Annotated in this window: 18 protein-coding genes; 8 read left to right on the top strand and 10 right to left on the bottom strand. The window is 62.4% G+C overall.

Features of this window, described 5'->3' with window-relative positions:
- Positions 1–4 precede the first annotated feature (4 nt).
- From BG57_RS10960 to BG57_RS10950, 3 genes are all read right to left on the bottom strand, one after another.
- Entirely contained in the window at positions 5–415 is a 411-nt protein-coding gene (locus tag BG57_RS10960; protein WP_152562562.1) for a hypothetical protein, read from the bottom strand.
- A 113-nt stretch (positions 416–528) separates the two neighbouring features.
- Positions 529–1,593, bottom strand: a complete 1,065-nt coding sequence (locus BG57_RS10955; protein WP_035962942.1) for a cytochrome D1 domain-containing protein — start codon at positions 1,591–1,593, stop codon at positions 529–531.
- Positions 1,594–1,737: 144 nt separating this feature from the next.
- On the bottom strand, positions 1,738–2,271 hold the full coding sequence (locus tag BG57_RS10950) for a DUF3280 domain-containing protein (RefSeq protein WP_052005715.1): 534 nt from the start codon (positions 2,269–2,271) through the stop codon (positions 1,738–1,740).
- A 210-nt stretch (positions 2,272–2,481) separates the two neighbouring features.
- On the opposite strand from BG57_RS10950, the gene BG57_RS10945 reads away from it, so the two are divergent.
- From BG57_RS10945 to BG57_RS33710, 4 genes are all read left to right on the top strand, one after another.
- On the top strand, positions 2,482–2,688 hold the full coding sequence (locus tag BG57_RS10945) for a hypothetical protein (protein ID WP_035962940.1): 207 nt from the start codon (positions 2,482–2,484) through the stop codon (positions 2,686–2,688).
- A 126-nt stretch (positions 2,689–2,814) separates the two neighbouring features.
- Complete coding sequence (locus BG57_RS10940) at positions 2,815–3,138, top strand: hypothetical protein (RefSeq protein WP_035963064.1); 324 nt, start codon at positions 2,815–2,817, stop codon at positions 3,136–3,138.
- 11 nt (positions 3,139–3,149) lie between these two features.
- Positions 3,150–3,524, top strand: a complete 375-nt coding sequence (locus BG57_RS10935; RefSeq protein ID WP_229754034.1) for a VOC family protein — start codon at positions 3,150–3,152, stop codon at positions 3,522–3,524.
- A 315-nt stretch (positions 3,525–3,839) separates the two neighbouring features.
- Complete coding sequence (locus BG57_RS33710) at positions 3,840–4,088, top strand: hypothetical protein (protein ID WP_075583114.1); 249 nt, start codon at positions 3,840–3,842, stop codon at positions 4,086–4,088.
- Positions 4,089–4,097: 9 nt separating this feature from the next.
- Here the strand turns inward: BG57_RS33710 and BG57_RS10930 are convergent, their stop codons facing one another.
- Both BG57_RS10930 and BG57_RS10925 read right to left on the bottom strand, forming a co-directional pair.
- Positions 4,098–4,658, bottom strand: coding sequence for a J domain-containing protein (locus BG57_RS10930; protein WP_035962936.1), 561 nt, complete (start codon positions 4,656–4,658; stop codon positions 4,098–4,100).
- Positions 4,659–4,728: 70 nt separating this feature from the next.
- Entirely contained in the window at positions 4,729–5,049 is a 321-nt protein-coding gene (locus BG57_RS10925) for a hypothetical protein (protein WP_229754033.1), read from the bottom strand.
- 164 nt (positions 5,050–5,213) lie between these two features.
- On the opposite strand from BG57_RS10925, the gene BG57_RS10920 reads away from it, so the two are divergent.
- The gene (locus BG57_RS10920) at positions 5,214–6,623 is read left to right on the top strand and encodes an MFS transporter (RefSeq protein WP_035962933.1); all 1,410 of its coding nucleotides are present in this window, start codon (positions 5,214–5,216) and stop codon (positions 6,621–6,623) included.
- Between the two features lie 218 nt (positions 6,624–6,841).
- On the top strand, positions 6,842–7,297 hold the full coding sequence (locus tag BG57_RS10915; protein WP_229754040.1) for a transglycosylase SLT domain-containing protein: 456 nt from the start codon (positions 6,842–6,844) through the stop codon (positions 7,295–7,297).
- Positions 7,298–7,413: 116 nt separating this feature from the next.
- Here the strand turns inward: BG57_RS10915 and BG57_RS32975 are convergent, their stop codons facing one another.
- Together BG57_RS32975 and BG57_RS10905 are read right to left on the bottom strand one after the other, a co-directional pair.
- Positions 7,414–7,833: a hypothetical protein gene (locus BG57_RS32975; RefSeq protein ID WP_035962929.1), complete on the bottom strand. Its 420-nt coding sequence runs from the start codon at positions 7,831–7,833 to the stop codon at positions 7,414–7,416.
- 94 nt (positions 7,834–7,927) lie between these two features.
- The gene (locus BG57_RS10905) at positions 7,928–8,293 is read right to left on the bottom strand and encodes a hypothetical protein (protein WP_035962926.1); all 366 of its coding nucleotides are present in this window, start codon (positions 8,291–8,293) and stop codon (positions 7,928–7,930) included.
- A 359-nt stretch (positions 8,294–8,652) separates the two neighbouring features.
- Here BG57_RS10905 and BG57_RS10900 point away from each other — a divergent pair, with 359 nt between their 5' ends.
- Positions 8,653–9,126 carry a hypothetical protein gene (locus BG57_RS10900; protein WP_035962924.1) on the top strand — a complete coding sequence of 158 codons (474 nt, stop codon included), beginning with the start codon at positions 8,653–8,655 and terminating at the stop codon, positions 9,124–9,126.
- Positions 9,127–9,260: 134 nt separating this feature from the next.
- Here BG57_RS10900 and rarD read toward each other — a convergent pair whose 3' ends face one another.
- Positions 9,261–10,238, bottom strand: coding sequence for an EamA family transporter RarD (gene rarD, locus BG57_RS10895; RefSeq protein WP_035962923.1), 978 nt, complete (start codon positions 10,236–10,238; stop codon positions 9,261–9,263).
- 197 nt (positions 10,239–10,435) lie between these two features.
- Between rarD and egtD the strand changes: the two genes are divergently transcribed.
- Positions 10,436–11,404 (top strand): L-histidine N(alpha)-methyltransferase, encoded by a 969-nt coding sequence (gene egtD, locus BG57_RS10890; RefSeq protein ID WP_035963060.1) that lies wholly within the window; start codon positions 10,436–10,438, stop codon positions 11,402–11,404.
- A 3-nt stretch (positions 11,405–11,407) separates the two neighbouring features.
- Here the strand turns inward: egtD and BG57_RS10885 are convergent, their stop codons facing one another.
- Positions 11,408–11,704, bottom strand: coding sequence for an acylphosphatase (locus BG57_RS10885; RefSeq protein WP_035962921.1), 297 nt, complete (start codon positions 11,702–11,704; stop codon positions 11,408–11,410).
- A 69-nt stretch (positions 11,705–11,773) separates the two neighbouring features.
- On the bottom strand, positions 11,774–12,913 hold the full coding sequence (locus BG57_RS10880; protein WP_035962919.1) for a hybrid sensor histidine kinase/response regulator: 1,140 nt from the start codon (positions 12,911–12,913) through the stop codon (positions 11,774–11,776).
- Positions 12,914–12,945 lie beyond the last annotated feature (32 nt).

The raw sequence follows: 12,945 nt of genomic DNA, 5'->3' as shown, positions 1-12,945 counted from the left end.
CGACTCAGCGCGGTTTGAACGGATAGATCTTTGCAGGCCGGCGTTGCCGCAAGTCGGCCAGGAATTTCTCGACGAAGCGGCCGAGTGCGTTGGCCTTGAGTTGCTCGAGCATCCGCATGGCATCGCTGGGCGATTCCGGTCCCATCACGAGCGCGCCCACGCCCAGCGCGCCAAGATGCACGACGAGCGCGCACGAGGAAAGCGAGCCGGCATCCAAGAGGCGAAGCGCGTCGGCGGCATCGTCGTCCAGTTCGATGCCTTCCTGTATGCACTGCTCGTAACGAAGCTCGCCGTGCTTGCCGACGTGTGCGGGCAGCCATCGGCAATTGCCCGTGCTGCCCTGGGCCGCAATCAGAATGCGCCTGCTCACCGGAGTATCGGATATTGCGTCGAACGCCTCGGCTAATGTAAGCATGATTGTCCTCGCCGGAGAGCCTATCTGATACTAGCAGCCGCTCACAGCGAGGCGGAAGGTGGATTGAGCAACGATGCGCGGTGCAAAGCGAAACGGCCGTGCGGCCAGCGCGATCAGCGGCCCGCTATCGATCCCGCGCTCGGCGGATACGTGACGATGCCCCATGCAAGCGGCAAGTCGCCGATCTGGCTGATGGTCTGGAAGTTCGACGCATCGAGCACATACACCGCATTGGAGCGGCCGCATGCCAGCAGCAGCCGCGATCCATCGGGCGTGAAGCTGAAATGCCAGCAGCGCTGGCCTACGGGTATGTCGCTCATGTGCGCGTAGGTCGCGCCGTCGAACACTTGCAGGATCTTGTCCCGCGATGCAACCACAATCAGGCGCTTGCCCGAAGGATCGAACGATACGCCATAGGGGCCGGTTTTCGTATCGACGGTTTTGACAACCTTCAGGTCCTTGCCGTCCAGCACGATGAACTTGTTAGCATTCTCGAGCGTGACGACGTATTGCTTTCCATCGGGCGATATCTTGATGCCGCGCGGACGCGAGCCCTTCTGCAATGCGACGGTGCGCACCGGCTTGCCCGTGCGCGCACGGTAGACGGACACCGTGTCGTCGCCTTCGTTCGTGACGAGAATCAGCGTGCCGTCCCGCGAAAATTCGACGCCTTCCGTTTCATGGCCACTCTTGACCGAACGCGTGACCTTCAACGCTTTTAGATCGACGATGGCGATTTCGGCGGGCGGCGAGTTCGCGTCGTCGTCGTCCTTCTCGGGCTCGCCGGGTTTGGGCGGCGCGCCGGATTCGCCCGGCTCATACGTCACATACGCATAACCGCCGTACACACGCACGAATTCGGGGTTCTTGCCGATCTTCACGCGCCGCGTGACCTTGCCGGAAGCGGTATCGATTTCCGAAAGATCGCCCGTCGATTTGTTGGCGACATACAGGCGCGTGCCGTCCTGATTGAGGCTCAGGCCGCGCGGGCCGTCCTTGCCCACGTCGATGGTTCTGGCAAGCGAGAAATTCGCGAGATCGATCACGCCGACCCCGGCGGTTTCGCTGGTCACATAAGCGGTCTGAGCCGTGGCGTGCGCGCTGAATGCGGAGAGAAACAAAGCGGGTGCGAGAAACGACGCGCACGCCAGGCGCGCCGCCTTGATGGTGACTTGCATGAGCGTCTCCAGCTGAACGTTCTTTGTTCGTTCTATGGCGGGCCGCTTGAGGTGAGCCTCGCCCAGCGACTAACTTAGCGCAGGAGACGCCGCGCACGCAATCGCATCGGGCGGGAGAAATTCCCGAATTCCCTTCGCAAAGGATCAATGAAGCGCGGACGCATCGTTCGCGAGAAGATCGACCAGTGCCTTTGCGCCGCGTCGCCAGGACTGATCCGTATTGCCGCGAATATCGACCGAACGCTGAAAGAGGGTTGCGCCGCTGCGTGCGTCCTCTACCCGCAGGTTCATGTTGAGTATCAGATTGCTGATCTTCTGCACCCAGCACACGCCGACGCGCGACGCGCCCAACTCACGCGCCACACGCAGCTCGCATCCGTTGCATGCGCTCATGTCCTGACCGCTTTGCAGCGAGGCGATGAGATCGCTTGCTCGCGCGTTATCCGCGACTTCGAACAGCGCGCGCTGGTGTACGTCATCGCGCAAGGTGCTGCTGATCATCTGAAGCCGCTGGCTTTGAATGCGGTTGATGTCGGCGTCGTTGTAGGCGGCGTTATCGTCGATGAGCGTGCAGTCGAGCAGTGCAATAGATTGCCGCGCCTCTTGCGCGAGAACGCAGCCGCTAAAAGGCACTGCGCTCGCGAGGATAAAACTCACTGCCCGAACAATGAAGTTCATGGTCCAGTCCCGATAGATGCGCCAACACCACGGTGTTCATCTGTTCGCGCGACTCCAACATACCGCCGCCTGACGACTCGATCAAGTGCGGCTGTTGCGCGCTGCGCCTTGTCCACGCCCAGGCGGCGCGCATTGGCATAGGCCTTGCAAAACTCGTGGCGAGCATCGCAATGCTCGGTTCACTTCAAGCTACCCGCCAGGAGCACCACCATGAAACGCACTCTCGCCATTGCGGACCTTCCGCCCGATACTCAAGCCCGCGACGAAGCCAGGCTCTCTCAGCAACAGATGCAGTGCATCGCAGGCGGAAGGGCCGTGTCCGCCATCGTCGATGGCCGCGCGCCCGGAACCGTCGATGACTGGGGCATCAACATCGCCATCTTCGAAGGGCGCATCAGCGGACCGTATATCGTGTGATGCGGCGTTGGCGGCTCGTGTCCATCGCGTGCGAGCCGCTCGTGGCAACCCGTCGTTCCCGATGGATTCGCATGCCGAAGTGGAGTAACGTTGCAATGCGAGCCTGGCAACGACAGGGAGGCGATCATGTCCGGCGAACCCGCTTCACAATGGCAGGTCTTCGTATATGAGGGCTTCGACATACACGTGCTGCCGCAAATAAAACCGACGCCGGAGCACGCGCCTCCACGCGCGGCCGAGCGATATGTGTTCATCGGTCGTGTATGCCGCCATGGAACGAACGCCGATACGCCTGCGGAAGCCGTATATTTTCATGCCGATGGCGACGATGAATACCGGACCGCGCAAGACGCAGTGGACGAAGCGCGGCATATCGGCAAGAGCATCATCGACGGCACGCATCCGGATTTATCGGTGCTGTCTATCGTTTCGCATCGTCATCCCGAATGACAGCCCCACGCATGGAACCTTCGGATCACGATGATGCGCGCGTCGAAAGTCTGAGCGCAATCACGCTCGCGACGCACGACATGCCACGTGCCGTGCGCTTCTATCAGGCGCTCGGCTTTCGCATCGTTCACGGCGGCGCCGATGAAGCGTTCACCTCTTTCGCGCTGGGGAGTTCCTTTCTCAACATCACCAGCGAAACGCACGGTCCCATTCGATGGTGGGGCCGCGTCATCATCTACGTGTCCGACGTGGATGCGTTCTATCGCAAGGCGCGCGCAAGCGGCATCGAGCCGCTGTTTGCGCCGCGCGATGCGCCCTGGAACGAGCGCTATTTTCATCTCACCGATCCCGACGGTCACGAACTCAGCTTCGCGCGTCCGCTATAACGCATCGGGCCGGGCATGCGTTTCGCTAGTGCCTCTTTGACGATAACCATACGCACCGGTCCGACGATATGACCGTTCGCGCACATACCCGCGCACGACACGTATTGAACATACACGACATAGACGCCTTAATTAAGCTTGGCATGTGCTGTTGCTATTTCGCAAAAGGGCACGACGCTGGCGGATTCACGGCGTAGAGTTAAAGTGTTTTGTCACGAGTGTGGTGCGTTGCGGCAGGCGTCATTCATGCGGCTTAAAGCCTCGTGCGCTTCTAGCCGATATCCAGACATGCACGCCGCGTGCAGGAGACTTCAGATGAAAAGCATCAACGAACGATCCCTACGTTCTCAAGTGGAGAAATGGCTCGCGCCGGCAAGCGTGCCAGTGCATGTCACGAAGTTCAGCCGTACCCGCGCCGATCACACGCGGTACGTGTGCGTCGAAACATTGCAGGGTGCGGCGTCGAGAGCATTATTCTTCTTTCGACACAATGACGGACAGTGGTGCGTTTATCCGCCCGCGCCGCAGCGAGCGAACATCAGGCGAGAGCGGCTCGCTGCGTGACCGGAAGCCTCAAAGACGCATGTTGTTGAAGAACTGAAACCACATTGCGCCAAGCGGGTTCATTGCGCGGGCGCTTTGATCGGCGGTTTGAGCCGGCGCTTCCTTCGTCTCGGTCGCGGGCTCAGGCGCGGATTCGGCCTTTGCCTTCGCTTCGCGCGACTCGTGCAATGCGACGACGCTCTCCGCGATCTGCCGAGCCGTCGCTTCGTCGCAGTCCTGGCCGAGCAGCACGCCGAACACGACGTCACCGTTACGCCCTTCCGACGCAAAGCGCATCGCAAGCGATACGCGCTTCGCATAGAGCGCCTCGCGCGCCGCTTCTTCCTCGCGTAGCTGCGCTTCACGGCGCTCCATTTCTTCCGCGAAGATACGGTCGTATACCTCGCGTTGCGCGGGGTCCGACAAAATGGCGTAAGCGTCATTTATCTCGTGAAACTTCGCATGAGCGGCCTCTTCGTTGCCGACGTTGCGGTCAGGGTGGCAACGCATCGCGGCCTTGCGATACGCCCGCTTGATCTCTTCCTCGGTGGCGTGCTCATCGACGCCCAGCGTTTCGTATAACGTTGCCATCAGCGTTCTTTAGCGTTCGTTGAAGGAAAGGGCACAGGCATCCTAGCACGCTAAAACGGGCCTTTTGTGTCTAGCGCCGCGTGATGGCGCGAATGCCTGATGCGCCCATCAAATCGAAAATGGCGCGTGCGGGCCGCAGATAATGCGCGATGTGCAGCCGGATCACGATCACCGCGACGACGAAGAACCCGAGCGTCACCCACAGATATTCGCTGCGCCCCGCGACGACGCCATAGCGCGTATGCAGCAGCACGAAGACGAGCCAGGCGAACGCCGGCGCATGCAGGCTCCAGTGCCGCTGCGCAAAGTGCCATGCGAGCCGCCGCACGTCGCGTCTTGCGCTGCGATCGAGGCCGGCGAGTTCAGGGCGTCCGCGAAAAGCGAATGGCATGACGTAAGTGCTGGGTCGTCGTCGAGAGAGGATGCATCCAGCATAGCGCGCCGACGGCAGTCCGAGGCATCGAGTAAACTGGCGCACATGCACGTCAATCGAATCGGAACCGGCACCGGAACCGCCGGGCCGCTGCGTTCGAGCGCATTCGCGGGCCACGCATCATGAAGGGCGGCAACTTTCGCATCACGGCGGCTGTCGTTGCCAGTGCGCTCTTTATGCAAAACATGGACGGGACCATCGTCGCGACCGCCATCCCTGCCATGGCCCGCGATCTTCATGTCGATCCCGTTCATCTGAGCAGCGCCATCACCGCGTATCTCGTCGCATTGACGGTGTTCATTCCGGCCAGCGGATGGGTGGCCGACCGCTTCGGCGCACGGCGCGTATTCATGTGGGCGATCGCGACGTTCACATTGGCGTCGATCGCGTGCGCCGCCGCGATGAATCTGCCGCAACTGCTTGCCGCGCGGGTCGTGCAAGGGCTCGGCGGCGCGATGATGGTGCCCGTCGGCCGGCTCATTCTCTTTCGCGGCGTCAAGCGCGAGGAACTGCTGCAAGCAACCACGTGGCTGACGATGCCCGCGCTCGTCGGCCCGTTGCTCGGTCCGCCGCTCGGCGGCTTTCTGACGGATACGCTCTCGTGGCGCAGCATCTTCTGGGTCAATGTCCCGGTCGGCGTCATCGGCTTGTGGCTCACGTGGAGGCTGTTGCCGCCATCGCCGCCGGAAAGCCGCACGGCGCCCGATCTGCGCGGCATGCTGCTGTCGGGCGCATCGCTCAGTTTGTTCATGATCGGCATCGAAAGCGCCGGGCGCGACGTGTTGCCTGCCGGCGTGCCGTGGATCTGCGTCGCGGCCGGCTTGCTGCTTTTCCGGGCGACGATACTGCATTGCCGGAAGACGCCGTATCCGGCCATCGATTTCTCGTTGCTGTCGATCCCGACGTTTCACGCTGCCACCATCGCCGGCAGCCTGTTCCGGGCGGGTGCGGGCGCGCTGCCGTTTCTCGTGCCGCTGACGTTGCAGGCGGGCTTCGGCTACAGCGCATCGGCGAGCGGACTCATCACGTTCGCAAGCGCACTGGGCTCGTTTTGCATGAGGCCGATGACCGCGCTCGCGCTGCGCCGATTCTCCGTCCGTACGGTGCTCTGCGCGGGCAGCGTCACTTTCGCGGCGGTGCTCGTCGTTTGCTCGACGATGTCGCAAGCGTGGCCCCCGAGCGCCATCTTTCTGTTGCTGCTGGTCGGCGGCCTCGGCCGTTCGCTCAGTTTCGCGACGATGGGCGCGCTCGCCTTCGCCGACGTGCCGAAAGCACGCCTCGCCGCAGCGACCTCGTTTCAGGGAACCGCGCAGCAGTTGATGAAGGCGTTCGGCGTCACGGTCGCCGCCGGGACGATCCAGGCCACGATGCTCGTATCGGGCAGCACGCAGACCGAGCGGTGGCAGCTCGCGTGCGGATTCATCGCGACGGCGCTCCTCGTGCTCGCGTCAGTACCGATGTTCGCCCGCCTGTCGCACGACGCCGGGGAAGGCATTTCGGCTCCGCCGGCCAAGCGCGCGGAGCGGACATAGGCGCGTCTTGTCGAAGAAGTAACTTCTTCTACCTTGCAAAACAATTCCTCAGATATAAGACAAGCCCATGATCTGCAACGGGAATTTGTCGGGCTATAATGCGGCTCCGCTGCTTCTCACCGAGTCCGATGCGCCGCACATCCCTTCTGATCGCCCTCTTGCTGACTTGCACCCAGGCCGCCTTCGCGCAGGAAAGCGCGCCCGCCGCCTCGGATGTCATGGCGCAAGCCGTGCAGCAGGACACGCGAAGCGAAGAAGCGCATCACAAAGTCTCCGAAACCATCACGCGCCGGTTCGGCATCGCACGCGAAAAAGCGCAGGCCATCGCGACGGCGGTCATGTCGTCGGCTTCGAAGTATTCGCTTCCCCCGGCGCTTTTGCTCGCCATCATCTCGATCGAATCGCGTTTCAAGGAAACGGCCAGGGGCGCGAACAACGCCACGGGGCTGATGCAGGTCGTGCCGTCGGCGCACAAGAAACTCGTGCGCGATGTCGATCTGACGGAGCCGGAAGCCAACATCGAAGTCGGCTCGGCCATCTTGCATGGCTATCTGAAGTCTGCAAAAGGCGATGTCGATGCCGCGCTGAAGAACTACGGCGGATCGAGCGCCTATGCGCAAAAGGTCAGCCTTCGCGCGAAAACGTTTGAGCCGGTCACCGCGCCTGCTCAGTAACCAATCATCTTCTAGTTGTTCTCCTGGCGCGCCGCCGCGTGGCGGATGCCGCTTAGCCCGTTCAGGCTCGCGACGATCGCACCCGCTTGGCACTCACTGATCATCGACACGGCGCGTCAATAGCCCTGTTGCTGGCCGCTTCCGTTCGACATGCCGCCCGGGCTTGCGCTGCCCGTGCTGCCCGGACCGCTGCGTTGCATGGTGCCCTGCCCCATGCCGTTGTTCACCCCGTTGTTGCCCATGCCGCTCTTGGCGCCGGTTCCGGTGCCGGTCGTGCCGTCGCTCGTTCCGCCCATCCCGCTGCCGCCCATGCCGACGCCGCCGCCCTTGCCTGCCGCGCCAGTGCCCGCACCCGCCGATCCGTTGCCGCCCGCGCCCATGCCGCCGCCGACGCCGGCCGCACCCGCGCCGCCACCGCCGCCCGCGCTGCCTCCACCGCCCGCACCGCCGCCACCGCCGCCCGCTTGCGCGTAGACGCCGCCCGACAGGCCGAGGACGAGCGCCGAGGCCACCAGTTTCATCGTGATTGCTTTCATTGCGAATCTCCCAAAGTTAGCGTGCCGGCTGCGCGTATCGTTTGCTGCAGCCGCTCCTTGCTGGCGCAAGCACCGTGCCGCGTTCGATCAGGCGTCAATAGCCGTAGCCCGCGGGCGCGCATGGGACGTACGCCCGCCGATAACCGTCATAGCAGTAGCCTGCGGGCGGAGCCGGTTGCGCATACGCGGGTTGGGCATAGGCTGGTTGAACGTACGCGGGTTGAGCGTAGGCCGGTTCTGCATAGGCCGGCTGTGCATACGACGGCTGCGCATTGGCGACCGATGTCACGAGCGCGCCCAGCACAGCGCCGCCGATCAACGCGCCGATGATCGCGCCGCCGTCGCCGCCGCGACCGCCGCCATGTCCGCCACCGTATCCGCCGCCGCGCCCGTGCGCCGAGGCCTGGCCCGCCATCGACAGACTACCGATCATCAACAAGACAAGTGCTCCGCGCTTCATGGTGTTTCTCCTGATCCCGTTGTCCGGGTTTGTGAGAAGCATCTTAAGCAGGCACTAAGGAAATAACTGATGCAGTTGGTAACGGTGCATTTCAACGCTTACAAATGATGATTCGGATGCCGAACTAAAAAGGCGGCTGTTACAAACGCGGAAAAATTCGCGTGTCCGTAACACTTGCGTTCTTGAACTTTGCAACGGCTTCGCCCATGCACGACGGCTGTTTCATTTGCTAGCGCCTCGTTACCGTTTGTCACCAAACAGCGGTCAACGATCGACGATGGCTTCGCGTTTTCATCGTCACATGCCGCGCATTGGCATGCGTCGTTGAAAAACGCAGGATCTCAAGGAGTCGAACAATCATGAAGAAAATCGTCGCTGCTCTCGCATCCACGCTGCTCGTCACCACCGTATTCGCGCAGACCGCCACAACCGACGCTGACAAGGCGCAAGTGAAGGCCAATCACGAGAAGACCGAGGCCCAGGCCACGGCCAACAAGAAGAAGGCCGAAGCTCAACACGATGCCGCCAAGGCCCAGGCATCGGCGAACGAAGACAAGGCATCGGCGCAAGCCGACGCCAACAAGGAAGCCGCGAAGGTAGCGCGGGCGACCACGGCGGAGCAAGCCTCCGACGCGCGCGGTGACGCCACGAAGGCACAGGCGAAAGCCAACAAGAAGAAGCACGCTGCACAGGCCAAGGCCGATGACAAGAAGCACGACGCAGCGAAGGATGCCAACGTGGCGCAAGCCAAGGCCGACAAGGAAAAAGTCGAGGCGCAAAGCGACGCAAACAAGGCGGCCGCCGATGCGAAGGTCGACGCCGCGAAGAAGTAAGGGAAGCCGGCGCGCATAATCGATCATCGCATTGCGCACGCGGACCGTCGAGTTGTCGATTCCTTCGGTCCCGTGCGTTGACACATCGAGCGAGCCTTCGGGCTCGCTTTTTTCATCGCATCGATTTACTGGGTTCACTCGATACGTTCGATCTCCGCCGCGCCCACCTCATGCTCCGCGCTCGCATGATGCTCGCTCATCGGTGCTGCGCGACGCTGCGCGCGTTCATGCATCAGAAGCCGTCCGCTATGCACCGCGGTCAGCGCAACCGCCAGCCAGATCGGACCATACGTGCCGAGCTTGTCCGCCGAGAACGGCTCGCCGAGCAGTAACACCGCTACGCCGACGAGCAACACAGGTTCGACGTAACCGAGTATGCCGAACAGCGCGAGCGGCAAATAGCGGCTCGCACGGAGATACGATGCGAGGGCAATCGTGCTGAGTGCGCCGAGACCGGGCAGCAGCACCATCGAAAGAAGCGGCGCACCGGCGACCACGGCAAAGGAACCGCGTGCAGCCAGCGTGATCAGCGCAAATGGCGCGATCAACATGATTTCGACGGCGAACGCGACGAGCGGATCGGCGTCGAGGCGACGCCGCAACAGGAAATATGGCGGATAGCCCAGCATCACGACGAGCGTCGGCCAGGCAAACGCCTGCGTGACGATCAACTCATGCGCTACGCCGATCGCCGCTGCCGCGACACCCGCCCATTGCAGCGCATCGAGCCGCTCGTGGTAATGGAAGCGCCCGATCAGCACCATCACGAGCGGAAGCAGGAAATAGCCGAGCGACACTTCGAGCGCGCGGCCATGCAGCGGCGCCCAGAGAAATATCCACAGCTGCAAGCCGAGCAGCGTAGCCGAAACGGCGAATCCAGCAAGCAGGCGCACGTTTCCGGCAAGCTTCGCAACGAGCGCGCATAATTGCGGCCATCGATTGCGAACGGCCACCAGCAGCAGCGCGCCGGGCAACGTCCAGACCATGCGCCACGCGAAGATGTCGAGGCCATCGAGCGGGGCGAGCCACTTCGTATAAGCGGACATGAGCGCGAACAACGTGGAAGCGGCGACGGACAATGCAATGCCGCGGCCCATGACATGCTGATTCATCGAGATTTCGCGCGTCAGCGCCAGAATGCGTTGAGCGGCATTCTAAACGCAGCATCGGCGTGACCCTCGTCTAGCGTGTTTTTTGCTTCACCGCCAATCGATACCTCCTGAAAGCGTCATTGCATCAGCAGCATCCGAGCGCTGTGCCCCGTTCCGAGCGGGGCACGCGAAGAAAAAGCCGCAACGATGGAGACGTCATGACTCAGCCCGCCTTGTCGCCCCGTTTTTCCAGCGCCTTTGCAGAAGCCGTCCACGCCGGTCTTTCGAGGCGGCCGCAGAAAGAGCTTCCGTCGATGTATCTGTATGACGAAGTCGGCTCCGCCCTTTTCGAAGTCATCACCGCCTTGCCGGAATATGGCGTCACGCGCGCGGAGGAACGCGTGCTGAAGGCGCATGCGGCGGATATCGTGAATGCGCTGCCCGCCAACGTGAAGGTCGCGGAACTCGGCAGCGGCAGCGGACGCAAGACGCGGCGCATTCTGGAAGCGCTGTGCAAGAAGCAGCCCACTGCGTATTACCCGATCGAGATATCGCGCACGGCGTTGCAGTTGTGTCATCGCGAGCTTGGGGATATCGAACGCGTGTCGATCGTCGGTTACGAGCGCGATTACCTCGCCGGCCTCGCCGAAGTGAGCGCGAAGCGAAACAAGGGCGAGCACTTGCTCGTGCTGTTTCTTGGCAGCACCATCGGCAATTTCGCGCGTCTTGCCGCGACGAAGTTTCTCCGCTCGATCCGCGGCATGCTCGAACCCGGCGACGCGCTCCTGCTCGGCACCGATCTCATCAAGCCGCTGCCGGCGCTGATCGCCGCCTACGACGATCCCATCGGCGTGACGGCCGCGTTCAACCTGAATCTGCTTGCGCGGATCAATCGCGAACTGGGCGGCGATTTTCCGCTCGATGCCTTCGAGCATGTCGCGCGCTTCAATCCCGATGCGCGGAGCATTGAAATGCATCTGCGCGCGAAGCGTCCGTTATCGGTGCGTGTGCGCGACGCGGATTTGCACGTCGACTTCGAACAGGGCGAAACGATCTGGTCGGAAAGCAGCCATAAGTATGCGGCCGAGGAAGTCGCCCCGATCGCCGCCGATGCGGGCTTCGAATGCACGCATCAGTGGCGCGATGAAGAGTGGCAGTTCGCGGAAAGTCTGCTGGTGGCGCGTTGAGCGTCAGTGCTGCTCGAAGCGTTCATAACGCTTTTCGACGTAACGCTCTTCGCTGAAGAAGTCCGTGACGCGCGCATGCGGCGGGCCGCGGCGCAGCCATTCGAGCATCAGGTCGACCTGATTGGCGGCGCCCTGAATGACGGCTTCGACGGAGCCGTCATCGAGATTGGCGACCCAACCGCGCACGCCGAGCGCGTGCGCGCGTCTTACGGTGTGGTGACGAAAGCCGACGCCCTGCACTACGCCTTTCACACGCACATAATAAGTTTCGATTCTCGTATCCAGATCCGGGCCCGGCATCGTGCATTCCCTCCATGTCCTCACATGGCCGCATTGTAGACACGACTGGGACTGCGCGTATGAGCCGGCTCAACTCAGCCTGAACGGTTGTGCCAGATCCGCGTGATCGCCCACATGCGGACGCACGATGCGCGGCAGCGTCACTTCGAATGCCGTGCCCGCTTCTGCGGACGAGCGCACCTTCACTTCGCCGCCGTGCATTTCCGCGATCTCGCGCGTGATGTAAAGCCCAAGCCCCAGACCGCTCGATTCGTTCTGACGCCGCCCCGAACGATAAGGCGCGAAGATGCCTGGCAGGATTTCCGCCGGAATCTCGCCGGCGTTCTGCACGATAATCTTCACGTCGTTCGCGCCGCCTTCGAGCCGCACTTGTACCGACGATCCTTCGAGCCCGTGTTGCAGCGCATTGCCGATCAGATTCGAAAACACCTGCGAAAGCAGATCGCCATCGCCTTGCAGGAGCGTATCGCCTTGACGCAGCACGAAGATGCGTCCCTTGCCGACGCGCGCCTCGTATTCCTCGACGATATTCCTGGCGAGCGTCGCCAGTTCGACGGCGCGCGGCTGCAACGTCACGCGCCCGCCGCGCAGACGCGCGAGATTGAGCAGCTGATCGACCATGCGAACCATGCGCATGCCGCTCGACTTGATGCGCGTGCCGATATTCGCGACGTTCTCGTCCTTCACGAAGCGCGACAGGTATTCCGCCGATGCGATCACCGCCGACAGCGGCGTGCGCAGATCATGGCCCAGCACGGCCATCAGCATTTCGTTCGCGTCGAGCAATTGCTGCATGGTCGCGAGTTGCGTTGCAAGCTGCTGCTTTTGCCGTTCCATCTGGATGAACACATCGACCTTCGAATTCAGGATGCGCGAGTCGAACGGCTTGTAGAGGAAGTCCACCGCGCCCGCTTCGTAGCCGCGAAACGTGCGGCTCACGTCCTGCGCCGTCGCGGTGAGGAAGATGATCGGCACGTGCGCCGTGCGGGGGCTGCCGCGCATCAGTTCGGCAAGCTCGAAGCCATCCATGCCGGGCATGTTGACATCGAGAATGGCGAGTGCGACTTCGTGCTTGAGCAGCAGTTCGAGCGCGGCCGGCCCCGATTCGGCCTTCAGCACCGACAGATCCGGCCGCGCGAGCGATGCTTCGAGCGCCGTGATGTTGTTGCGGATGTCATCGACGATCAGCACGTGGATGGGTTGCGTCATCTGGTGACTCCTTGCTTGGGCCATGCCTTCGT

It is taken from the genome of Caballeronia grimmiae, from assembly GCF_000698555.1.
GTDB classification, from domain to species: Bacteria; Pseudomonadota; Gammaproteobacteria; order Burkholderiales; family Burkholderiaceae; genus Caballeronia; species Caballeronia grimmiae.
The sequence above is the reverse complement of the archived record's forward strand: the minus strand, read 5'-3'. Positions and strand labels throughout refer to the sequence as shown.